Annotated in this window: 21 protein-coding genes and 1 other RNA gene; 13 read left to right on the top strand and 9 right to left on the bottom strand. The window is 51.3% G+C overall.

Features of this window, described 5'->3' with window-relative positions:
* Positions 1–11 precede the first annotated feature (11 nt).
* Positions 12–1,541 (bottom strand): glutamine-hydrolyzing GMP synthase, encoded by a 1,530-nt coding sequence (gene guaA / locus HHO50_RS13635; RefSeq protein ID WP_181306606.1) that lies wholly within the window; start codon positions 1,539–1,541, stop codon positions 12–14.
* Between the two features lie 550 nt (positions 1,542–2,091).
* Here guaA and HHO50_RS13630 point away from each other — a divergent pair.
* From HHO50_RS13630 to HHO50_RS13600, 7 genes are all read left to right on the top strand, one after another.
* Positions 2,092–2,748, top strand: a complete 657-nt coding sequence (locus HHO50_RS13630; protein WP_181306605.1) for a hypothetical protein — start codon at positions 2,092–2,094, stop codon at positions 2,746–2,748.
* Positions 2,749–2,912: 164 nt separating this feature from the next.
* Positions 2,913–3,010, top strand: an RNA gene (gene ffs / locus HHO50_RS13625) — signal recognition particle sRNA small type.
* 454 nt (positions 3,011–3,464) lie between these two features.
* Positions 3,465–4,709, top strand: a complete 1,245-nt coding sequence (locus HHO50_RS13620) for a HAMP domain-containing sensor histidine kinase (protein WP_181306604.1) — start codon at positions 3,465–3,467, stop codon at positions 4,707–4,709.
* A 227-nt stretch (positions 4,710–4,936) separates the two neighbouring features.
* Positions 4,937–5,593 carry a fructose-6-phosphate aldolase gene (fsa, locus tag HHO50_RS13615; RefSeq protein WP_181306603.1) on the top strand — a complete coding sequence of 219 codons (657 nt, stop codon included), beginning with the start codon at positions 4,937–4,939 and terminating at the stop codon, positions 5,591–5,593.
* 83 nt (positions 5,594–5,676) lie between these two features.
* Positions 5,677–5,880 (top strand): fructose-6-phosphate aldolase, encoded by a 204-nt coding sequence (locus HHO50_RS13610; protein ID WP_181306602.1) that lies wholly within the window; start codon positions 5,677–5,679, stop codon positions 5,878–5,880.
* Positions 5,881–5,991: 111 nt separating this feature from the next.
* Positions 5,992–6,702, top strand: coding sequence for a cell division ATP-binding protein FtsE (locus HHO50_RS13605; RefSeq protein WP_181306601.1), 711 nt, complete (start codon positions 5,992–5,994; stop codon positions 6,700–6,702).
* Positions 6,692–7,579, top strand: a complete 888-nt coding sequence (locus HHO50_RS13600; RefSeq protein WP_181306600.1) for a glycosyltransferase family 2 protein — start codon at positions 6,692–6,694, stop codon at positions 7,577–7,579. Before HHO50_RS13605 ends, HHO50_RS13600 begins: the two co-directional genes overlap by 11 nt.
* A 186-nt stretch (positions 7,580–7,765) precedes the next feature.
* Here the strand turns inward: HHO50_RS13600 and HHO50_RS13595 are convergent, their stop codons facing one another.
* On the bottom strand, positions 7,766–8,230 hold the full coding sequence (locus tag HHO50_RS13595) for a DUF6565 domain-containing protein (protein ID WP_181306599.1): 465 nt from the start codon (positions 8,228–8,230) through the stop codon (positions 7,766–7,768).
* 493 nt (positions 8,231–8,723) lie between these two features.
* Between HHO50_RS13595 and HHO50_RS13590 the strand changes: the two genes are divergently transcribed.
* The 5 genes from HHO50_RS13590 to HHO50_RS13570 all read left to right on the top strand — a co-directional run bounded on the left by HHO50_RS13590 (position 8,724) and on the right by HHO50_RS13570 (position 13,633).
* Positions 8,724–9,854, top strand: coding sequence for a DegT/DnrJ/EryC1/StrS aminotransferase family protein (locus HHO50_RS13590; RefSeq protein WP_181306598.1), 1,131 nt, complete (start codon positions 8,724–8,726; stop codon positions 9,852–9,854).
* Between the two features lie 75 nt (positions 9,855–9,929).
* Positions 9,930–10,952, top strand: coding sequence for a Gfo/Idh/MocA family protein (locus tag HHO50_RS13585; RefSeq protein WP_181306597.1), 1,023 nt, complete (start codon positions 9,930–9,932; stop codon positions 10,950–10,952).
* 63 nt (positions 10,953–11,015) lie between these two features.
* Positions 11,016–11,849, top strand: a complete 834-nt coding sequence (locus HHO50_RS13580) for a hypothetical protein (RefSeq protein ID WP_181306596.1) — start codon at positions 11,016–11,018, stop codon at positions 11,847–11,849.
* 8 nt (positions 11,850–11,857) lie between these two features.
* Positions 11,858–12,544, top strand: coding sequence for a trans-aconitate 2-methyltransferase (locus tag HHO50_RS13575; protein WP_181306595.1), 687 nt, complete (start codon positions 11,858–11,860; stop codon positions 12,542–12,544).
* Positions 12,545–12,568: 24 nt separating this feature from the next.
* Entirely contained in the window at positions 12,569–13,633 is a 1,065-nt protein-coding gene (locus HHO50_RS13570) for a glycosyltransferase family 4 protein (protein WP_181306594.1), read from the top strand.
* A gap of 286 nt (positions 13,634–13,919) precedes the next feature.
* Here HHO50_RS13570 and HHO50_RS13565 read toward each other — a convergent pair whose 3' ends face one another.
* From HHO50_RS13565 to HHO50_RS13555, 3 genes are all read right to left on the bottom strand, one after another.
* A complete protein-coding gene (locus HHO50_RS13565; RefSeq protein WP_181306593.1) occupies positions 13,920–15,419 on the bottom strand; it encodes a lipopolysaccharide biosynthesis protein in 1,500 nt (499 codons plus the stop codon).
* Positions 15,420–15,547: 128 nt separating this feature from the next.
* Positions 15,548–16,930 (bottom strand): polysaccharide deacetylase family protein, encoded by a 1,383-nt coding sequence (locus HHO50_RS13560; RefSeq protein WP_181306592.1) that lies wholly within the window; start codon positions 16,928–16,930, stop codon positions 15,548–15,550.
* Between the two features lie 66 nt (positions 16,931–16,996).
* Entirely contained in the window at positions 16,997–18,316 is a 1,320-nt protein-coding gene (locus tag HHO50_RS13555; protein ID WP_255478736.1) for a glycosyltransferase family 4 protein, read from the bottom strand.
* 219 nt (positions 18,317–18,535) lie between these two features.
* Between HHO50_RS13555 and ffh the strand changes: the two genes are divergently transcribed.
* On the top strand, positions 18,536–19,873 hold the full coding sequence (ffh, locus tag HHO50_RS13550) for a signal recognition particle protein (RefSeq protein ID WP_181306591.1): 1,338 nt from the start codon (positions 18,536–18,538) through the stop codon (positions 19,871–19,873).
* A 121-nt stretch (positions 19,874–19,994) separates the two neighbouring features.
* Here the strand turns inward: ffh and HHO50_RS13545 are convergent, their stop codons facing one another.
* The 4 genes from HHO50_RS13545 to HHO50_RS13530 all read right to left on the bottom strand — a co-directional run bounded on the left by HHO50_RS13545 (position 19,995) and on the right by HHO50_RS13530 (position 23,181).
* Positions 19,995–20,753, bottom strand: a complete 759-nt coding sequence (locus HHO50_RS13545; RefSeq protein ID WP_181306590.1) for an OBAP family protein — start codon at positions 20,751–20,753, stop codon at positions 19,995–19,997.
* A 328-nt stretch (positions 20,754–21,081) separates the two neighbouring features.
* The gene (locus tag HHO50_RS13540) at positions 21,082–21,999 is read right to left on the bottom strand and encodes an Rpn family recombination-promoting nuclease/putative transposase (RefSeq protein WP_181306589.1); all 918 of its coding nucleotides are present in this window, start codon (positions 21,997–21,999) and stop codon (positions 21,082–21,084) included.
* Positions 22,000–22,101: 102 nt separating this feature from the next.
* Positions 22,102–22,587, bottom strand: a complete 486-nt coding sequence (locus tag HHO50_RS13535; protein ID WP_255478735.1) for a nucleoside deaminase — start codon at positions 22,585–22,587, stop codon at positions 22,102–22,104.
* A gap of 72 nt (positions 22,588–22,659) precedes the next feature.
* Positions 22,660–23,181: a DinB family protein gene (locus tag HHO50_RS13530; RefSeq protein ID WP_181306588.1), complete on the bottom strand. Its 522-nt coding sequence runs from the start codon at positions 23,179–23,181 to the stop codon at positions 22,660–22,662.
* Positions 23,182–23,196: the final 15 nt, after the last annotated feature.

Here is a 23,196-nt window from a genome sequence, read left to right as displayed (position 1 = left end):
GGTTCTAAAACCTATTCCCACTCAATGGTAGCGGGTGGCTTAGAGCTGATATCATAGACAACGCGGTTTACGCCTCTAACCTTGTTAATGATTTCATTGGACACATCGGCCAGGAACTCATACGGCAAATGGCACCAGTCGGCGGTCATGCCGTCTACGCTGGTCACGGCGCGCAAGGCCACCACGCGTTCATAGGTACGTTCATCGCCCATCACGCCCACGCTCTGGATAGGCAGCAACATAGCGCCTGCCTGCCACACCTGATCATATAGACCGGTACGTTTCAGGGACGAGATGAAAATATGGTCTACTTCCTGCAGAATGGCTACTTTCTCGGGGGTGATGTCGCCCAGAATGCGGATGGCTAAGCCCGGGCCCGGGAAGGGGTGACGCCCGATGATAGTATCGGCAATGCCGAGGGTTTTACCTACCAACCGAACTTCGTCTTTAAACAAGGTCTTGAGCGGTTCCACTACTTTCAGTTTCATGAAATCAGGTAGACCGCCCACGTTGTGGTGCGATTTGATAGTAGCCGATGGGCCTTTTACCGAGACTGACTCAATCACGTCTGGGTAAATGGTGCCCTGGCCCAGCCACTTGGCGTCTTCCACCTGGTGCGATTCCTGGTCAAACACTTCAATAAACACCCGGCCAATAGCTTTGCGCTTCGCCTCGGGGTCGGTTAAGCCCGCCAACGCGGAGTAGAACTGCTCTTTCGCGTCTACGCCTTTCACGTTGAGGCCCATGTCTTTGTAGGAGTGGAGCACGTCCTCGAACTCATTCTTGCGCAGCAAACCGTTGTCCACGAAAATGCAGTACAGGTTCTTGCCGATGGCCTGGTGGATGAGCATGGCTGCCACTGAAGAATCCACGCCGCCGGAAAGGCCCAAGATTACTTTGTCGGTGCCAATCTGCGAGCGCAGTTCAGCCACGGTGCTTTCAATGAAGATATCTGGGGTCCAGTCCTGTGAGCAGCCGCTGATGTGCACCACAAAGTTGCGGAGCAGACGTTTGCCCTCGGTGGAATGGGTTACCTCTGGGTGAAACTGGATGCCGTAGGTTTCCTGGCCTTTTATTTTGTACGCCGCCACCTCCACAGAATCTGTGCTGGCGATGATCTCAAAGTGCTCGGGTACTTGTTTGATGGTGTCGCCGTGGCTCATCCACACCTGGGAGTCAATGGTGATTTCCTTGAACAGACGGTTGTGCTGGTCCACGTGGTTCAGCTTGGCGCGGCCGTATTCTCTAATAGTAGACGCAATGACCTCCCCGCCGTTTTCCTGCGCCATCAACTGCGCGCCGTAGCACACGCCCAATACCGGCAATTGCCCCAAAAAAGGCGTGATGTCTGGGTTAGGATAGTTTTCCTCCCGCACCGAGGACGGGCTGCCGGATAGAATCACGCCCTTCAGATCTGGGGTGATTTCCGGGATTTTATTGAACGGGTGAATTTCACAGTAAACGTTAAGCTCGCGAACGCGGCGGGCAATCAGTTGCGTGTACTGAGACCCGAAATCGAGGATGAGAATTTTTTCTGGCATGTGCAAAGGTACACGCCGCAGTTAAAAGTTGAAAGTTAAAAATAAAGAGTTCGCGCCGGAAGGGGCAAGGTAGGGGTAAAACCCCAAAATGCTGTCCAGATAGAGGGAATGTCTCTTTGCCGTTTCAGCGGTTATTTTGCCAGTTTAAGGCAAAAACGGCTTTTAAGCCCATTTGCTCTTTTCAGATGAAACCAGCTACTTAATATTACGCAGGAGAAAGCCTCACTACAATGGAGAGGGAGCCCCGCTGATGCGTTTTGGGGCTGTTTTGCGGAAAACAGGCCCAAAACGCGAAAACCTGTGAGGTCTGCAAGACCTCACAGGTTTAGAACCAACAGGCACGAGACTTCAGTCTCGTGCCTGGGGAGGAAGCGAGTCTCCAGGCTCGCTGGGAACCACCAGCAGGATGGCGGAGCGTTAGGTACTAAGTAGCAGGACAAAATGTATGGTTTAAGTTGCCTATTCCATGCTAAATTGTAGTGGGTTTAAATTGTGGCAAGATATTAGCAAAGAGAAATATATCAGATCAGACTACCCCCAAGCAGACACTATGAACTCTCCTTTACTCCCCCATAAACTCAAATCTCTTTTAGGGTGCCTGGCCCTTTGCCTGGCCCTGGTTTCGTGTCACACAGACCAAGAGGAGGAGCCGTTGATGCCCGCCGGGCCGTTGGAAACCCAATTCTCTTTGGTGGACAGCATCAAGGTTGATCCGTCCTTCCAGAACTCTTATGCCGATGCCTTTGCTACGCTGAATGGCAAAACCTATAAAGTAGAATCGCAGAACAAGGTGGAGGCCTACTTTGTGGAAGGAAACAACCAGGTGCTGCTTTTCTTTAGGGAGACCTCCAGCCAGGTAAACCGCCCGTGGGTGTCATTCACTTTCAAAGACAGAACCGTGGGTCAGTTGCCCGCCACCTTCTCGGCCAAAGACGCCAGCCTGGTGTGCGTGGAAGACGGACAAAGCTTCGCCGATGGTTCTGCCGCGCAGTCGCCGGGTTGCAGCCGGGTGTTAGGCGGCACGGTTACCTTGCAGTATGACAAAGCCACCGATGCGGTCAGCGGTTCTATTGCCAACCTGAAGCTTTCTTTGGAATATTTCGTGCCCGAGTACTCATTCCCTAACCGCGAGGGAAATGTTCTGCGCACCAGCGGTTCCAGCCGAAACCTGAGCATCAGCTTCATGAACGTCACTAGAAGAAAATAGCCACGCCTTTTCCTTTCCTATTGTCAAGGGAGGCAGAGTCATCTAAAGACGTAGAGATCAGCCGCTTCATCGTTTTAACGCTGACCCAAAGCAGATTTTAGCCTGTTTTCAGAAAATTAAGCCTAAAACCGCTTGCGCTGAAGGAAAGTCTTCCTATCTTTGCAACGGCAAATCGGTACGGCCAGCTCCTGCTGAACTCCCCCAGGCCCGGAAGGGAGCAAGGGTAAGTGGTTGAGCGGCGCGATACTCGGTTTGCCGCTTTTTTTTGCCCATACCCCAACGGATTCTCTTCCGGCTATTTTCTCCTTCTGAACTTAATTCCTGTTTTAAGGCTACTATTTGGAAATTGGCCTTAAACTGAACCTGTCCCACTGTTTCTTTGTGGTTGCTACGCTCAAGTCCATTTATTTCCAGCAAACCTGAAAATAAATGGAACTGCTGTCTAGTTCGCTAGTAGGTGTAGCCAGATTTATCTCATTCGCGGCACATAGTTGACATTGTAAGGAGGCAAAGGCATCAATTTAGTACAAAAGACGTATTCACCTCTGAAAACGCAACCCTTAGTAAATTGGAGTACCTTTGTAGCCTACAGAACTGGCAGATACCCCAAGGCTTTTGGTAAGGGACGTACGTTTGCCATCTAAGAGCTACGCTTATCATACTTCATACTAAAGGAAACTACCTTTTCTTCCATAGCATTACCTTATAACAGCCCTATGTCAACCCAGAACGAACGTGAGGAAAGCTCTAATGACAAACTACATCAGTTAGAGAATGAAAACCGGGTTCTGCGCTTAGAGAATAGACAATTACGGTCTGATATGGCCGAAGCCCTTTTCAAGCTGAAAGAACAAGTTGCCATTGAAGATAGGTACCAGGAAAGCCAATCGCGCTTTGAGACCATCTTCAGTCAGTCTAAACTAGGCAACAAAATCATTGCGCCAGACCTCAGGATCATTCAGGTGAATGAGTCCTTGATAAACATACTGGGCTACTCAGAAGAGGAACTAGTGGGCTCTAAGGTGATTGACTTTGCCCATCCAGATTTTGTCCACCATTGGCTTGATATGCAGGACAGTCTCTGGACAAAGAAAATCCCTTCTTTCCAGATTGAGACCTGCCTTATCAAAAAAGACGGTACAGGTCTCTGGGTGCAGGTTACTTCCATGATATTCAGGGATAATGGCGCCACCTTGGGCTATACCATTGTAGAGAATATCAAAGAGCGGAAAGTGTTGGAGCAGAATCTTCAAAAACTGTACGAAGCCCAGGAAACCATTCTGCACATGGTGGCCCATGACCTGAAAAACCCCATCAACAACATAAGCCTGTTAACAGATTACCTGAAGGAAAACCTGGAGAAATCTCAGGAGTTGGTAGTGGAGGAGAAGAAAGAGAACCTCACGTTTATTGGCTTAATCTCTGAAACCTGCAAAAAAGCTTTCGCCATTATCAAAGACTTGCTGTTTATTGGAGACATGAACCCTAATGTTCGGTTTGAAAAAACAGAACTGAATACTTTTCTCCAGACCGAGTTGGCGGCTTTGGGGGTAGAGGCCAAAAAGAAAGGCGTAGAAGTAGATTCCGTTCACCCTGGCTTGCCAGTCTACGCCCACATCAACCCTGAGAAATTTTCCAGGGTTTTAGAAAACCTGCTTTCCAACGCGGTCAAATTCACCAAACCTGGGGGTAAAGTGACCATTTCCTTGACAGAGCAAGGCAACAAAGCCCTGCTGCACGTGAAGGATAACGGCATAGGGATACCGGAGAAATTGAAGGCCACCGTTTTTGATAAGTTCACGAATGCGAACAGGCAGGGTACCGAAGGAGAATCTACCACGGGTCTGGGGCTCTTTATTGTGAAGCAGATTGTAGATTTACACCACGGAAAAATCTGGATGGAAAGCCAGGAAAACGAGGGAACCTCCTTCTTTATTGAACTGGAGCGCAGCCAGGACTAACCCTTCTTTTAAGTTTGTTTTGGTAAAATAGCAGTTAAACACGTTAACTAGAATGTGCTTCCTTCTCTAAATCCTTCCCTAAACAATTGAATCACTTTGAGGTACAGCATTTTTCCAGTCCCCGCATGAGCGGGTTCTTGAATCAGGTTTGCCGGTAAAATACTTCCAAGGGTGGTTCGGTTTTACAGCAGATTGAACTAGATTTGTGTTTCCAAACAGATTCAACTATGAAATTTTTCATTGATACCGCCAATCTAGCCGAAATACAGGAAGCATACGATTTAGGCGTGTTAGACGGCGTAACCACCAACCCCTCGCTCATGGCCAAAGAAGGCATTGTGGGCTATGACAACGTGATGAAGCACTACAAAGCCATCTGCGAGATTGTGGACGGTGACATCAGTGCCGAGGTGATTGCGACTGACTTTGAGACCATGGTGAAAGAAGGCGAGGAGCTGGCCCAGCTGCACCCTAACATTGTGGTGAAAGTTCCCATGACCAAAGACGGCGTAAAAGCCATTAAATACTTCTCAGACAAAGGCATCAAAACCAACTGTACGCTTATCTTCTCGGCGGGCCAGGCCTTGTTGGCCGCCAAAGCCGGCGCTACGTACGTGTCGCCGTTTGTGGGCCGTTTAGATGACATTGGCACCGACGGGCTGGATCTGATTGACCAGATCGTGAACATCTACCAGAACTACGGTTTCCCCACTGAGGTATTGGCCGCCTCGGTGCGCCACGTGATGCACCTGGTGAAATGCGCAGAGATTGGGGCCGATGTGGTGACCTGCCCGCTGAACGTGATCACCGGCCTCCTGAACCACCCCTTGACCGACAGCGGCCTGGCGAAGTTCCTGGCCGACCACAAGAAAGCAAACGCATAAACCAATTAGGAATTAAGAATTGGTTTGCCCGTTTATGATTCCTAGTTCTTAATTCCTAATTCTTACTTCTTAATTGAATAGGAGTGTACATCATCAAAGTGAAAGGCAAGGCCAAGATTCCGGATTACATTCAGCTGCGCGATGAGAATTTCGTGCTGATCGCCTATTTCCGGGCCGACCGTCCTCTGAAGAACCTGGATCGTTACGGCCTGGAAAACAAGGAAGAGGAACTGGCCGCCGTTATTGCCGGGCTGGAGTTCGGGAAGCTTCAGAAACTGGAGATTTAAGCTTGATTTTAGAAAAGTAGGCCCAAAACGCCTGCTCTGGTTTCGGCCGTTTGGCCGATTGGAATTTGATTACCAGTTGCCGTTTGGCAGTGCTTTACCTTTACCCCCGCTATGGAATTCTCGTCTAACCCAGTGGTCTTGCTGCACAAAGTTTCAATTTTTCAGGAGGTGAACACCATCTTGGCAGATGTAACCTGTACCATTGAGAAAGGGGAGTTTGTGTACCTGGTGGGCCGTACCGGAAGCGGCAAAAGCTCCCTGCTCAAAACCCTCTACGCCGATTTGCCCCTGAAAATGGGTACGGCGCAGGTTGCCGGTTTTAACATCCATTCCCTTACCTGGAAACAGGTGCCGTTTCTGCGCCGCAAGATCGGCATCGTGTTCCAGGACTTCCAGTTACTCTTTGACCGCTCCGTAGCCGATAACCTGAAATTCGTCTTGAAAGCCACCGGCTGGAACGAAAAATCCCGCATCAAGAACCGTATTTCTGAGGTGCTGATGCGCGTGGGCCTTGATGCCGTCGCGAATAAAATGCCACACCAACTCTCCGGCGGGGAGCAGCAGCGGGTGGTGATTGCCCGGGCCCTGCTCAACGAGCCGCTTATCCTGTTTGCCGATGAGCCTACCGGTAACCTGGACCCAGACGTGACCTCCGGCATCATGGACTTGTTCCAGGAAATCAACAACAGCGGAACAGCGGTCTTAATGGCTACCCACAACCACAACATCTTAAAGCGTTACCCGCGCCGCATTTTAAAGTGTGATCAAGGCCGGGTGCTGGACTCCGCCCGCGAAGAGTTTAACCTTATAGATGGTATCTGAGATTTCCATTCTCATTCCCGTGTACAACCAGAACGTTCTGCCGTTGGTGGAGGCGTTGCACCAGGAAGCCACCGCACTTTCCGTTGCATTTGAGATTAGGGTGTATGACGACGGCTCAAACCAGCCCACCCGAGACCAGAACAGACGTCTGCCAAACGTTTCGGGGGTAATTTACCAAGAACAGCCTCAAAACGTGGGCCGCTCCCAAATCAGGTATTTGTTAGCGCAGGAAGCCCAGTACCCAACCTTGCTTTTCCTGGACAATGATGTGCTGCCCGTTCATCAGGATTTCCTGAAGCGCTACCTTTCTGTAGCCGGTAACGGAGTTGCCGTAGGAGGCGTGGCTTACCAGGACAAAGCTCCGGCTGGGCTGGAATTGCGCTGGAAATACGGGAAAGCCCGTGAAGAAGTCTCTGCCCGTGTTCGGCAAAAGGCCCCGTATCAGCGCGTGTTCTCCAGTAATTTACTGGTGCCCAAAAACCTCTTTCTGGCGTACTTCCCCCAAAAGGAACTCACCGGCTACGGCCATGAAGACACGTTGTTCGCTTGGCGCTTAAAGCAAGACAACCTCCCTGTCTTACACCTGGAAAACCCGGTCTGGCATGTAGGACTGGAGCCTGCAGATGTGTTTCTGCTCAAAACCCAGCAAGCCCTTCACAACCTGGTGCTGCTGCACCATTGGTTTCATGTAGGAGAAGACACAAAGCTGTTCAAGACTTACCGAAAACTGAAAAAGTGGCGAATGGGAACCCTTTTCCAGGAGAACAGCAATTGGTTGTTTCCGCTGCTAAAACGGAACCTCACCTCCAGAAACCCCAATCTGCGCCTGTTTGACCTTTACCGGCTCCTGTTGCTGGACAGGTACCTGCGGGAATAATACCAAATCTCACAAAGTACGCCTGGCGCCCGCTCACGCCAGAAAACCAATGGAAGCAGGTAAATACTAGTTGGGGTAACAGGTTTTTAGGCTCATTTCGTAAAACCAGGGCTAAAACAGCGGGCATAAAAAAGCCTCTCCAAACGGAGAGGCTTTTTTGCTTCACTTTATATGGTAGAAGCCAAATTATTCCTCGTCTTCCACCGCTTTCTCTACTTTTTTGGCGGCTTTCTTAGCGGTTTTACTTACTGCTTTTCCGGCTTTTTTAGCGCCCGAGGCTACATCTTTCCCCACCTCTTTGGTAGCCTCGCCCGCTTTGCTGTTAGAAACGTCTTTGCCTACTTCTTTCAAGTCAGAACCCACTTTGCTGGCAGTGTTGCCCGCTTTGTTGGCGTTTTTCATGGCCACGTATTTGGTTTTCGCTTTCGCTATTTCCCATTTGTCTTTGTCGCTCAACTGGTCTTGGATGGCGTTTTTACGGTCATCTAACTGGCTCCAGTATTTCTCCACGGTATCCCAGTCATTGTTGCTAAAGCCAGCTTTGTGGGTTTCCACGTGGGCCACAAAATCTTCGTAGGCTTTTCTGATGTCAGTAGCCGTGTAAGAGGCGATTTTACTTCCATCCAACCTGCTGGTATCTGAACTGGACATACCCGCGTTTGCGCTTGAGATGCTTGCATTGGAGCTCGTCATGCCTGCGCTTTGGTTGGTTTGCCCATAAGAGCTGTTAACCGCAGTTGAACCGGAAGTGTTGGTTGAGGAAGCTCCGGTGGAAGTATAGGAACTGGAAGTATCAACAGAGGAAGCTCCGGTAGATGCAGTAGTAGTGCTTGTGCTGCTGCAGGAAAATTGCGCAAATCCCAGAGTGCAGGAAGCCGCCATTACCAGCGTATGTCTTTTTAAGTTATGGTACATTTTCATAGTCTTGTAGTTGTTTTGATCTCCAAATAAATGCTGGTCTATAAAACGAGATTAATTTATAGAGGTTTCAGACATGCATTTTTATTAAAAGCAGATTGTTTGAAAATTGGATTATGTTAATAATTTAGTTGAAATGGAGTTTATGTGGGAGCAAGGAAGATTCCCTGGAACTTGCGTAGGGGTTCCCGTTACAAAACTTATATTTGTCTTTTCATTACTACCCATGACCCAGCTCCAGATGGTAGACCTCAAAGGTCAGTACCAGCGCCTGAAACCCGAGATTGATGCCGCCATGCAAGCCGTGGTAGACAGCACCGCTTTCATCAATGGGCCCCAGGTCAAAACCTTCGCCCAGAACCTGGCGCAATACTTACAAGTGGGCCACGTGATTCCCTGCGCCAACGGCACCGATGCCCTGCAAATCGCTTTAATGGCGCTGGACTTGCCCGCCGGAGGCGAAGTGATTGTGCCCGCGTTCAACTACGTGGCTACCGCCGAGGTCATTGCGCTGCTGGGCCTGAAACCGGTGTTCGTGGACGTACTTCCTGACACGTTCTGTATTGACCCGGCTAAAGCTAGGGCAGCCATCACGGACAAAACCGTGGCCATCATGCCGGTGCATTTGTTCGGGCAGTGCGCGCCCATGGAAGAAATCATGGATTTAGCCATCGCGCAAGAGTTGTTCGTGATTGAAGACAATGCCCAGGCCATCGGCGCGCAGTACGTAGACGCCGAGGGCGGAACTTCCTTTGCCGGAACCATCGGGCACATCGGCACCACGTCGTTTTTCCCGTCCAAGAACCTGGGCTGCATGGGCGACGGCGGCGCTATTTTCACCCAGGACATAGATTTAGCCGCCACGCTGCAACAGATTGCCAACCACGGACAGCACAAGAAATACCACTACTCGCGCGTAGGCGTAAATTCTAGGTTAGACACCTTGCAGGCCGCTTTGCTGGATGTAAAACTCACCCAACTGGATGACTTCATTTATCGTCGGCAGAAAGCGGCGGGCGTTTATGATGCGTTTCTCGCAGAAGTGCCCCAAATCAGGATTCCGGCCTTGGCCCCGTACAGCAGCCACGTGTTTCACCAATATACGCTCCAAGTTCCCGCAGACCAGCGCGATGCGCTGAAAGCGTATCTGCAGGATAAAGGAATCCCCAGCATGGTATATTACCCGGTGCCGTTGCACTTGCACGAAGCCTACGCGTATCTTGGTTACAAAGCCGGCGACTTCCCCGTTTCTGAGGCGCTTTGCCGCAAAGTGATTTCGCTGCCCATGCACACCGAATTGACGGAGGAGCAGCAAAACTATATCGCCGAGGCAGTCATTCAATTTTTCAAGGCGTAAGCGCGCGCGCTTTCCAATAAACCTGTTTCGGGGCTATTTTCTCGTAAACGGGCTAAAAACGAACCAGAGACTTCCATGTCAGAGAAGATAAAATTTGCAGTAATAGGAGCGGGCCACATCGGCAAACGCCACGCCACCATGGTAGAGCGGCACCCCGAGGGCGAGTTAGTAGCCATGGTAGACACCGACCCCGCCCGCCAGGCGGAGGTGGAAGCCCTGGGCGTTCCTTTTTTCCCGAGCATGGAAGCGTACCTGGCTTCCGGCCCCAAGGCCGATGTCATCTGCGTATGCACGCCCAACGGTTTCCACGCCGAGCAGGCCATGCTGGCACTGGAGAACGGTTGCCATGTGGTCTGCGAAAAGCCCATGGCTCTGAGCAAAGCCGACTGCGAACGCATTATCTACAAATCGCTGCAAACGTCTAAGCTGGTGTTCTGCGTGATGCAGAACCGCTACAGTCCGCCGTCTTTGTGGCTCAAGGAGATGATTTCGGAGAAGCGCCTGGGCGAAATTTACCTGGTGCAGATTAACTGCTACTGGAACCGCGACAATCGCTACTATAAAGCCGGTACCTGGAAAGGAAACCAAGCCCTGGACGGCGGCACCTTGTTCACGCAGTTCAGCCACTTCATAGACATCATGTACTGGCTCTTTGGGGACATCAAGAACATCCACGGCCGGTTCATGGATTTCAACCATCAGAACTTAACTGATTTTGAAGACAGCGGCCTCATCCACTTTGATTTCATGAACGGCGGGGCCGGAACGCTCAACTACTCCACTTCGGTGTGGGACACCAACCTGGAAAGCAGCATCACCATCATTGGCGAGAAAGGCAGCATCAAAGTAGGCGGACAGTACATGAACGAGGTGGAATATTGCCACGTGCAGGATTACTTCATGCCTGAGTTGCCGCCCAGCAGTCCTGCCAATGACTACGGCCACTACAAAGGCAGCGCCGCCAACCACCACTTCATCTTCGAGAACGTGATTGATACCCTCAAAGGCAAGACCTTCGCCACCACCAACGCCCTGGAAGGCCTCAAAGTGGTGGAGATTATTGAACGCATTTACGCTTTAAAAGAAATTAGGAATTAGAAAGGGAGGGGTTTCTGCTTTCTCACTAGTAATAGACAACTCTTAAAAAGAGAAAATTAAAGAATGGGAGCCTGGGGCACAGCTATTTACTCTAACGATACTTTCGTTGATATATATGGCGATTTCTTCGACTTATACAATGAAGGGCTATGCGTTAAGGAAGTTTCAGCAAAGCTTATTGCTGACAACAGTGAAACGATAAACGATGCAGAGGAAAGAAATAACTTCTGGTTTGCATTGGCAAAGGCTCAGTGGGAATGTAAGGAGCTAGACGGAGAAGTTTTTAGAAGGGTAAGGCAAATTATTGCAGATGGTTCTGACCTTGAGGTATGGGGTCAATTGGGAGCCACAGATAAGGATATCAAAAAGCGGTCAGCCGCACTTGACAAATTCTTGGCTGATCTTGAAAAAGAAAGACCGAAACCTAAGGCGAGAAAGAAGAAAGTCATCAGGCAACCAGTCTTTTTAAAAGGAGATTGCATCACCTTCAAGCTAGAGACAGGCAACTACGGAGGTGCTGTTGTACTGGAGGCCGTATATGATACAGAATTTGGGTATAACCTAATTGCGACTACCAGAATAAACCAGCCGCATAAACCAAAGGTAGAGGAATTCGAGAAAGCGGAGGTTTTGATTATAAACTTCGGCTCTTGGGATGACAGTATTTGCGTTAGGTGGATAATGCCAACCAAATTCAAAGAAGTTTCTCATTTGTTTGAAAAAGTTGGTTCACTTAAAGTAGGCATTGCGTATGATTCAAAACACTCGAACTTCGGATATTCAAGCAGTTTGGTAGGTAACTTGCTTGACATACCGAATCTGCAATTCGCTTCTGAAGAAACAAAACAAAAACCTGGTTTGAAGAATACTGTAAAAGATTTCATATCTAATTCCTAATTACTACAATGGCTGTTTCTGATTTTTACGACGAATACACCGAGCAACAATTCCAGAAAGGCATCCACATCCGGCACCGGACGATTCTGAAGAACCTGAAGGAGGCCGGCCTGAAAGCCAATTCCAAGGTGCTGGAGATTGGCTGCGGCATTGGAACCGTGACGCACCTCATCGCGAAAGCGACGCCGCAGGGGAAAGTATTGGCCGTAGACATCAGCCCGAAAAGCGTTGAGATGGCCCGCAAGTTCAACCTGCAGTTCAACCACGTGGAGTTTGCCGTGTCAGACATGACCGATTTTCAAAGACCGGAAAAGTTTGACTTTGTGGTCTTGCCCGACGTGATTGAACATATTCCGCTGGAACAGCACCCGCATTTGTTTCAGGTGTTGGCGCAGCATCTGCACAAGAATTCAGTTATAGCCATCAACATTCCGCACCCTTTGTATTTGACGTGGGTACGCGAGCACCAACCAGAGTTGTTGCAGGTGATAGACCAACCCATCCACACCGATGAACTGCTGCGCAACACCTACGCCGCCGGACTGTACCTGCACAAACTGGAAAGCTACTCGCTTTTCTCCCAGGTAGAAGATTACCAATGGATTTTGCTCAAGCTGCGCCTGGTGCCGGAGACCGTGCAACCAAAGTCTAAAGTAGACCTGAAACTGCAGGATTTATCTTCCAAGTGGCTCTAGGTTTTTCTCCCTGTTATTAGACCCATGCCCGCGCGTAAACCTGTTCTGCTGTATTTCTATCCCGCTCAGTCCTCCTTCGTGGTAAAAGACCTGCGGCTGATGGAGCGGGAATACGAAGTACGGCACCAGGGATTTCTGCCCGCCAAAAAGTGGCAGACCCTGCTGGTTTGGCTGAAGCAAGTACTTTTCCTACTGCGCCACCTCTGGCAAGCCGAAAAGCTGGTCTGCATGTTTGCCGGGTACCATTCCTTTTTTCCTGCCCTTTTCGGGAAACTAACCCGTAAACCCTGCTTGATTGTAGCGGGTGGTACCGACTGCGTTTCTTTCCCCAGTATAGGTTACGGTTGTTTTGCCAATCCACTATTAGGCCGTTTCGCCCGATGGTCGTACCAATTGGCCGCTCATATTGCCCCCGTACACGAGAAACTGGTGTGGCAAGATTACACCTACCAGCCCAACGATTTTCCGCACCAGGGCTTCCGGTTCCATTGCCCTGACTTGGAGACCCCTCACACCGTGGTCTACAATGGCTACGACGCCTCGTTTTGGCAGAAAGAGCCAACTATAACTCGGCAGCCAAACTCTTTCCTGACGGTTTGCGCCGGTCTCAACATGCGCTTCACCCAAAGGTTGAAAGGGGTTGATTTGATATTGGAAGTTGCCGCCAGATTGCCCCAAGCCACCTTCACCATTGTAGGTGCCCCAATTGGTTTCAAATTGCCAAACCAGCCTTATAACGTAGTGTTGCTCCCCAAAATGCCTTTGGCTGAGCTAAAATCTATCTACAGCGCGCATGCCTTCTACCTGCAACTCTCCATGTCTGAAGGCTTCCCGAATGCCTTAAGCGAAAGCATGTTGTGCGAATGTGTACCGGTGGTAAGCAACGTAGGCGCCATGCCAGACTTAATCGAAGGCAGCGGTTTTGTGTTGCCGCACCGGAATGTGATAGAGTTAGAACAGGTCTTGAAAGAGGCGCTAGCGGCGAAGGATACAGTGGAACTTGGCCGTAAAGCCCGGGCCATCATTGCCAATCAATATCCTGAGCGTAGAAGAGAGCGGGAATTGATGAGCCTGCTGAAAAGCTTGTAAGAGAACTGTAAGGCCATCCGCTCGCTTTTGGAGAGTGTTTTTACTTTCAGCGGCTGCCTTGCTGTGGTTATGCCAATAACAACTCAATTCTGCAACTTTTAAATATCCCATACTATGGCGCGGAAGTTACTTCCGTGACTTGGAAAAGCAGAAAGTCACGGAAGTAACTTCCGCGCCATAGATGCAAATACGCAACAATCTAGTACAATTGGTATGCTCTACTTCTTTCTAACGGCAGAGGCCAAAAGTTGCTCACTTGCCAGAGGCGAGCGAAAGGCAAACTAATCTACAGCCACTTCGCTTCGCCAAAACCAAATCGCACCAGCGTTTTCCGGATGCCGTTGTTCAGTTCCGGCGATACTTTCAGGGCTACCATCAACCCGCCGTACACGCTTGTAATCAGAATAGACCGTACCGCAATGTCCAGGAGCAGATGGGGCAATTGAGGCAACAACCAGGAAGCGCCAAAGGCGAGAGATGATATCCCTACAATCAGCAGGGAATCCCACCCGAAAGGCTGCATCTTGAAGAATTTGGCCACCAGCAGCACCCGGAAGAAGTTGTAGATGATGAAGACCACCATAGAAGCGAAGGCCGCCCCGCTGATGCCGTAGGGCGGAATGAGCAGGTAGTTGGTGTACACCACCAAGGCCATCATGAGCAGGTTGAAGTATAGGTCGTAGCGGTATTTGTTGGAGGTAAGCAGAATCATGCCGTTAATGCCGGTGGCCAGGTCAAACAGGCGCGAAAGGCCCATGAACAGAATCACGTAGCGGCCCTGGCTGAAGTCTTTGGGCATGAGCGCGAAGATGTTGTCCACGTTGCACCAGATTCCCAGAAACAGCAGAAAGCCCACCACCATGTTCACCCGGGTCATGTTCTTGTAGAGCTTCGCCAGGCCGGTCATGTTCCCGGACTTGAAGAAATCCGCCACCTGCGGTGAGGCGATTTTGTTCAGCCCCCTAGAGGGTACCATGATGGCCGAGGTGATGAAATAGCCGGTGGTATAATACGCCACGCCGTCCAGCCCCAGGTAGTGCGCAATCATGGCTTGGTCAATGAAGCTGATGATGGACGAGGACACGTTGCCCATGAAGGAATAGAGTCCATACTGCACCACCTCCTTCATGCGTACCACCTGGAACATACCCTTGTTTGGCGTCACGAAAAACTGCCGCAGCCACAGCAGATACACAATACTGATAAGCGAAATGGCGGAGTTGGCCCCGATGAAAATGACCAAAAACCACTGGAAATCGACCCAGCCCCAGGCATAGCAGAGCACCGCCGCCAGCATGAGAATACGCTCCAGAAAATCCTTCAGGAACGACTGTACCACCGTCTTGTACAAAGACCGGAGGTAGGCATCCAGCAGGATGAACAGGAGCGTGAAGAAACTGAGCGGGATAATGTAATAGTAGTACTCTACGGCAAGCGGCGAGTTTTTTCCGAAGTAATCCACCACCGTCGGCTTTAACAGCATGAATAGGCCCGTCACCACCGCAAAACCCAGCAGCGGAATAGCCAACATCAGAAACAGGAAGCCGTGGTGCTTTTTGTCGCGGTCTCTAAAATAGGGGAAGTACTTGGCGCTGATGTTGGTGAAGCCCAGCGCCGCAAACTGCGAATAGATTGCCGCCACCGATACCAGAAAGCGGGTCAGGCCCAGCTCATCAGCATCTGGAATGAGCACCGGGAAGAGCAGCACCAGGTTCACATACCCAATGACCATCCCGGCGTAGGAGATAATAGTATTTAGGAATCCTTGCTTGCGGATAACATCCATGGAGTGCACAGGCGTTTAAGGGCTGTTTCACCGGAAACAGGTGCAAAACAGCCTTCGCCCGAAAAGCAAAAATAGCAGCTTCTGCCATGGCTTCCGCTATGCGCCGGAAAATTGGCTTCGCCGATGTTCTAAATCTTTTCCGACAAAGCGACCGCCGTGTGCAGAGGGAGAAAGGCCGTGCCCTTGGCCTGCACAAATTCCGTGATGTCTCGGAACATCTGCAGTCCGCCCGCCAACCCGTAAGGGGTGAAGTTCTCGTTATGCCACAAAAGCGTGAAAACACCCTGGAAACGGATGATTTCCTCCAGCATGGGTGTAATGGTCGGCATTACCTCTGCCGGAGAGAATTGCAGGTATTTGGGATGGTTGAGGGTGATGTCCATCAGGTTCAGCGGCAGTTCCCACGTCTGCGTCATTCTTCTGTTCTTGAAATCAAACAAACGGAACGGATGGCAGTAGCTGTTCCTAAACCCAAAGTGCTCCGGAAAACCCAGACTGCTGTCATACCTGAAATTCAGTTCTTCCAGCAGGGCAGGAGAGTGGGCCGGGTCAAACCGAAGATAGTGGAAACGGTTCCCCTGTAATTGAGTTGGCAGTTTGGCTTTTTCGCGGCGGAGTTGATGTGCGTTGGTGCCGCTGCCGTGACTTCCGTGGAGGGCTATTTCATGGCCGTTTGCTCGTAAACGCCTTATTTCTGCCTGAAGTCTGGGTGAGAGTACGTCATAGTCAGCGTTGGGGTAACCCTGGGATTTGGCGTGTTCCGGCAGGAAAAAGAAGGTGGCGGAGGCGTTGCGTTTCTGTAGTTCCTGCTGCACTTGGTCAAAGTTGTACCAGGCATCTTTTCCCTTCGCTTTCCGCCAGGCCAAATAAAGAAAACGACCGATGTTCCCTTGCTGCAAAGCAGGTTTACCGGCTACTTTCCAGGCGCTTTGGCAATAATCAATGTCATGGGTGAGGCACGTGGCAAAGGGTTTTCCGTTCCAATCTCGTAGTTCCACCTTTTGCCCGTACGCTAACTCTACCGCTTCTTTCAGTATATCGAAATAGTAATTCACCACCGGTTTCGTCACAAACCCATGCTTGGCCTGGAGGGAAGCCGCAAACGGGTAACGGCCGAACTCATCGTGGGTAGTACTGTGATACTCTTGCCAGCCACTCAGAAAGTAAAACGCATTAGCAATAAGGTCTTCGTGCACCAGCACCTTTCCCTGCGCATCTTCGGTATACCAGTCTTTTTCTGAAGAAACGTCAAAAAGCAAAGGCAGGGAAGTGCCGTGCCAGTCTTTCCAGATGAGGCGTTCCGGTTGCGGCTGTTTTTGGGCGAAGAAGTCTGATGTGGTCTTGGTTATCTGCACGCGGCTGCGCCGGTCTATTCCATAGCTCATTTCCAACGGCTCTGGCAATTGATAGACCTGCTTGAAATGGAAGAGCACGTAGTCAAAGAGGGCTTGCACCGATAGAGTATTTGCGGAATGTAGGGGCAATCCCTTGTGGTTGCCCTTGGTGTGCATGATGACAAATATGCGTGAAGGGCAACCACAAGGGATTGCCCCTACAATTAATACATTATCCCGATGTTATTCCATAATCAACTTCGCCAATTGCTCAGTGAGGGAACGGCGGGAGTATTGGGTGTAGTTGATGATGGGCAAGTCCAGATTGGGATTGATTTTCCAGGATTTGCTCAGTTGCATGAGGTAATCGACCATGAGGTCATAGCCGGAGTAGTGGAACACGCGGCCCGCGCCGCATTCGTCCAGAATCTTATCGGCGTCGCCGTGGAGCGGGCCGATGCAGATGATGGGTTTGTTCGCGGCCAGGTACTCAAATAGTTTGCCGGTCAGAATCCCGAAGTTATTTTCCACGTCTGGAATGGCCATGAACAACACGGTGCTGGCCATCAGGTACTTAATGGATGCCTCGTGCGGCACGTAGTCAATGTACTCGGTAATCAGGGGCAAACCGGCTTCCTCAATCTGTTTTCTGATTTCCGCCGAGACTTTCCCCACAAACCGAAGGCGATAGCGCATCAAAGGGTTTTTAGTCATGGCCTCGCAAATGGCCTGGAAAAAGCCGATAACATTGTACGCCTCGGTGAGCGTGCCGGTGTAGGTGATGACGAACTCCTCAGAAGAAGGCATGGACGGATGCACGAAATCGGCTTCATCATACCCGTTGGGGATGACGTGGATTTTCTTCGGGTTGATGGTGGTGGACTTATTCAGAAACAGGCGTTTCATGTCCTCAGAAACCACCACCACAGCATCGGCGTGCTCCAGTACTTCTTTCTCGTATTTGGCGTCTAGCCTTTGGGCCAGGGCCGTGTGGTTCAGGTCGGCGTAGTAATAGATGTCCGTCCAAGGGTCGCGCATGTCGGCAATCCACCGCAAGCCGTACTTTTGTTTTAGCTTCAGCCCGATTAATTGCGTGGAGTGGGGCGGACTGGAGGTAATCACGGCCTTTACTTGCTGCTCTTTCAGTACTTTCTGGGCGGCGGCGTAGGCGTAGCGGTTCCAGCCCACGCGCGGGTCTGGGATGAACAGGTTGCCGCGCAGGAACTTGAAGAGCTTCTGCTTCCAGGTTTCCTGCCCGGTATTGGCAAATCCGCCGAAGGGGATGTCTTTCTTGCCCGTGATTTTCTTGTAGAACTCAAAAGGCTCCCGCGTTGCCGTCCGGATGACCTGCACCGATGAGGGAACCTCCAAGAGCAGCGAAGAATCCAGCACCGGGTAAGAAGCCTGCTGCGCGTCAACGGTAATCACGGTGGGAGTCACGCCAAACTCGGGCAGGTGCTTCACAAACTTGAGGCACCGCTGCACGCCGGCCCCGCCCGAAGGCGGCCAGTAATAGGTAATCAACAAAGCGGGCTGCGGAGTTGGGGCGACAGGTGATTTCAAGGGCTTCTTATCTTCAGGTGATGGATACTAGAGAACGAACGGAATCTGTTTCTAGGGTGTTTCAGGTAAAACAGGGCCAAAACAGCTGACGCCGCGTTCTTGTATAGTCAAGTCCGAATATACGTACCTGCGGCTAAAAGATGGTGAACTTCCGCAAATTCTGCGTATTTTTGTCTTTGTCACTCACTGAAAAACAATTCACTCAGTCATATATCCCACATGTTTGAGAATTTAAGTACCAAGCTAGACCGTGCCTTTAAAACCCTGAAGGGCCAGGGCAGCATCACTGAAATCAACGTCGCCCAAACCATAAAAGAAGTGCGCCGCGCCCTGGTGGACGCCGACGTGAACTACAAGGTGGCCAAAACCGTGACCGACAAAATCAAGGACGAGGCCATGGGCCGCGACGTGCTGATTGCCGTCTCGCCGGGCCAACTGATGGTAAAGATTGTGCACGAAGAACTCACCGAGTTGATGGGTGGCGAGAAGCAGGACATCAACATCAACGGCTCGCCCGCGATTGTGCTTATTGCCGGCCTGCAAGGTTCCGGTAAAACCACCTTCACCGGTAAACTGGCTAATTTCCTGAAAAGACAAGGCAAAGGCGTTCTGGTAGCTGCCTGCGACGTGTACCGCCCCGCCGCGATTGACCAGTTGAACGTCTTGGCCGAGCAAGTTGGGGTAGACTTCTACGCCGAACGCGAATCCAAAGACCCGGTTTCTATTGCCCGTAATGCCGTGGAGCACGCCAAGCGCACCGGCAAGAAAGTGGTCATCATTGACACCGCCGGTCGTCTGGCCGTGGATGAGGCGATGATGCAGGAGATTTATGACATCAAGGAGGCCATTAGACCTACTGAGACCTTGTTTGTGGTAGATTCCATGACGGGGCAGGATGCCGTGAACACCGCCAAAACCTTCAACGAGCGCATTAACTTTGACGGCGTGGTGTTGACCAAACTGGACGGTGATTCCCGTGGTGGAGCCGCTCTTTCCATCAGAGCCGTAGTGGAGAAACCTATCAAGTTCATCTCTACCGGCGAGAAAATGGAAGCCCTGGACCTGTTCTACCCAGACCGGATGGCCCAGCGTATTTTAGGCATGGGAGACGTCATCTCGTTGGTAGAGCGTGCGCAACAGACCTTTGACGAGGATGAGGCCAAGCGTATCAACAAGAACATCCGTAAAAACCAGTTCAACTTTGATGACTTCCTGTCGCAGTTGGAGCAAATCAAGCGGATGGGCGATATCAAAGACTTGGTGGGCATGATCCCCGGTGTGAGCAAAATGCTGAAAGACGTGGACATTGACGAAAGCGCCTTCGCCCCGATTGAAGCCATCATCAAATCCATGACCAAGGAAGAACGCCAGAACCCAGATATGATTTCTGGCAGCCGCCGTAACCGTATTGCGAAGGGTTCCGGCACTACCATTCAGCAGGTAAACAACCTCATGAAGCAGTTCAATGACATGCGCAAAATGATGAAGAGCATGAACAAGATGGCCGGCACCAAAGGCGGTCTGGCCAAGCTGGGCAGCATGATGGGAAAACGATAGTAGTGTAGTGGTTGGTTATGAGTTATTAGTGGACTAACCGCTTGATTCATAGAAAGGCCCGCTCCAAATTGGGGTGGGCCTTTCGTTTTGAGGCTGTTTTTGGGAAAGTAGGCCTAAAACGCTAGTGCTGGTGCTCGGGGGCCTCGTATTTGTTCGTGAACTGTAGTTGGCGCACGTCGCCTTTTTCCCAGGCATTAGCGCCTTCCACTACAGTAAGCAGGGGAATGTCTGCACGCTGTTTCCGTTTTTCTGCCGTGGAGACGTTGAAGCGTTTGTCCCGGTCGGCCAGCAGTTCTGGGTTCAGTTGGCCGTCTTTGGTGAAGCCCATCATGAGCATGGGGCTGCCCAGCGGAAGTTCCAAATCACGGTCGGTGTGCCAGGTGTGGAAGATCTTGCCGTAGGTGCTCACCAGTTTCTCCATCAGCTCATGCTCGGCCACGGCCGGAATTCCGGGCGCAATCAGCTCCCCTGATTTGACTTCGTAGTGGTGGCTGTGCCAGAGTTTGCGTTCCTCCAGGGGCAGGGTTTTGAAGAGTTTCTCAGAGATGATGTACTCCACACCCATCAGTTTGGCATTCTCGCCGTTGCCGTCATACATGAGCGCCTGGTGCAGGTCTTCGTTGAGTTGGGTCACGTAGTGGTGGGCTTCCATCTGTCCCTCCAGGTTGCCGTTGTAGAAGTGGAACCCGTTGAGGTAGGCATCTATTTTGGAGAGCGGGGTTTTCTTTTGCAGCACATCGGCCCCGGCTTCCAGCACTTTGGTTTTGGTGGTTTTCTCGCCGCCGGGGGCTTGCACGTTGGAGTCTGTGTTGCCGCCGCCGCAACCGAACAGTAGCAGAATGGCCAGGAAGCTCAGGTAGGTGGGGACATTCTTTTCCATAGGGTAAAGCTTAGGTTGAGCTTTTAACTACGGCAGAAGTCACTACAAGGCTATGTTGGTTTTGGGCTTCTTTTCTGGAAAGTGGGTCAAAAGAGGTACGGCGAAGAGGCCAGCTTTTGGTTCTGGTGCCCAGGGAGTAGACCAGTAATGCCGTTTTCGCTGCCGGGCAACGAGGGTAGCCTCCAGACTACCCAGCATCTGTAAGCACGCGTTACAAACGCGCGCTTACAGATTTTTAATTAGAAAGGCAACTCACCGTCGGTAACAATCAGCAATCCAACAATCAGCAATCCAACATCATGGGCTGATGAATGCGTTTCTACGCTTTTCAGGAGTGGTTACGCTGGTTTGTTTTCAGTTCCTCCACTTGCTCACGTGACAGACCTGTGAACCGCATTATCTTTTCAAGAGGCTCCTTCGCCTTTATCATTTCAACGGCTACCACCATCTTCCCTTCTTCTATTCCTTTTTCTATTCCCTTCTCTATTCCCTTCTCTATTCCCTCCAACAATCCTTCTTCCCTGGCGGTGTCCAGCGAGTTCTTCATGTCGCGGTAATACTTCAGGCTGTCCTCGTAGGAGCGGATCTGTTCTGGGGTGAATTTGGCTATCTCGGCCGTCTCAAACAGCTTCTCGAAGACCCGTTCCCGCAGCTTCTCGGGCACCTTGTCCAGCCGGTTCAGGTTCCGGATCACGTACAGCCACTTGTCAAACCTGGTCTCCAGCTCCTCAATGGTCTTGTTGAACTTGGGCATCTCCAGGTAGATGAAGGTGAGTTTGTCGTAGAACACCTCTTTTGTTTCGGTGTCAGAGAGTTTGATGTCATACCGGAACTTGGCGGGGTCTTGCTTGTCCTCGTCGAACACGAAGTCCAGGATGGCGATGGTGTAGACCGCCTTCAGCTCGTAGTTCCAGTCGGCCCGCTTGGCCTGCTCCCTGATGGGGAAGGTGGAGTAGTAGACCGTCCTGTCCTTGAAGAAGTTCTGCTTGGTCTTCTGCAGCTCCACGATGAACTTCTCGCCTCTCTCGTTCTCGCAGTACAGGTCGAAGATGGCTTTCCTGTCCAGTTCGCCCGTTCCCAGGTGTTCGCTCTTCAGGTACGTTAAGTCTATGATTTCGCCCTGTTCCTCCTGCAGGAGCACGTTCAGGAAGTCCAGCAGCAAATCCTTGTTGGGCTCTTCCCCGAACAGCTTCTTGAAACCGTAGTCGGTGAACGGGTTGATGTATCTTTCCGTGAACTCAGCCATTGTTGTTTTCTTCTACCCAAAGATACTGAATATTCATACCAGGTGTTTCTATTTGTCTGGGGTGGGGCTCAGCTGCTCAACCTCCACAGCCCTAGCCAACCGCTAATACTCCGTACGGCCTTCGTGCTTTTCCCATTCTTTGAATCCTTCTAGGGCTTCGTGGTGCAGGAGCTGTTCCATGGAAAGGGAGCGGGAGTGGAGGGGGAGTTCCAGTTCTTCGTAGATGAAGGCGTCGTCAAACCCGACGGCGGCGGCGTCTGCTTTGGTGTTGCCATAGTACACTTTGTCGGGCCGGGCCCAGTAGATGGCGCCCAGGCACATGGGGCAGGGTTCGCAGCTGGTGTAGAGCTCACAGCCGGTGAGTTGGAAGGTGCCCAGCACCTGGCAGGCTTTCCGGATGGCGTCTACCTCAGCGTGGGCCGTGGGGTCGTTGCTGGAGGTGACGTTGTTGAAGCCCCGGGCAATGATCTCGCCGTTTTTCACCACCACGGCCCCAAAGGGGCCGCCTTTGCCTTCCTTCATTTTCTCAACGGAAAGCCGGATGGCTTCGCGCATGAAGTTTTCTTTGGACGGGGTTGAGTCAGCCATGGGCAAGTTTACGGTTGAATGAGTATGTACGCCGTTTCCCGGCAGAAGGGCTGCAAAGATACGCAAGGAGAGCTAGGAAAGAAGCCTCCGCATCTGTCTTCGGTGGTGGTGGGTGTGCTCTAGCAGAAAGCGGAGCGTTTGGGGCAGGGTGATCATCCCGGAACGGGGATGGAAAAAGACCTCTCTGTTCAGCTGACCTTCTGGAAAAGACGCGAGAAACGCATGAAGCCGCGCCCTTGTCTCTTGCCACTGGGTAATGACCTGGGCCACCTGCACCTGGTCTGGAACGTCACGCACGGCGGCCGGGGCTTTGAATCTGATAGGCAGTTTTAGGGCTAGATTCAGTAAAACAGACCTGAAACGGGTACTCCAGCGAAGCGGCCGCAGGGGTTTGCCGCTGGCCACTCGCTTCTCCAAGGCCGCTACCACCTGTTTGTCTACCTGGGCTAAATGGTACAGCACCTGCGCCGCCGACCATTGGTCTGGGGCAGGTTGCTGGTGCTGCGCAGAAGCCGGAGCGTTCGCCACCCATGAACTGAATTTTTCCCGCTGTTTTTCCAGCTGCTGAAAAAGGGTTTGAAGTTGCGTGTTCATGGCGTGGGTTTTTAT

This window comes from Rufibacter sp. XAAS-G3-1, assembly GCF_013623775.1.
Classification (GTDB): domain Bacteria; phylum Bacteroidota; class Bacteroidia; order Cytophagales; family Hymenobacteraceae; genus Nibribacter.
This window is presented reverse-complemented; position numbering and strand designations above follow the sequence as displayed.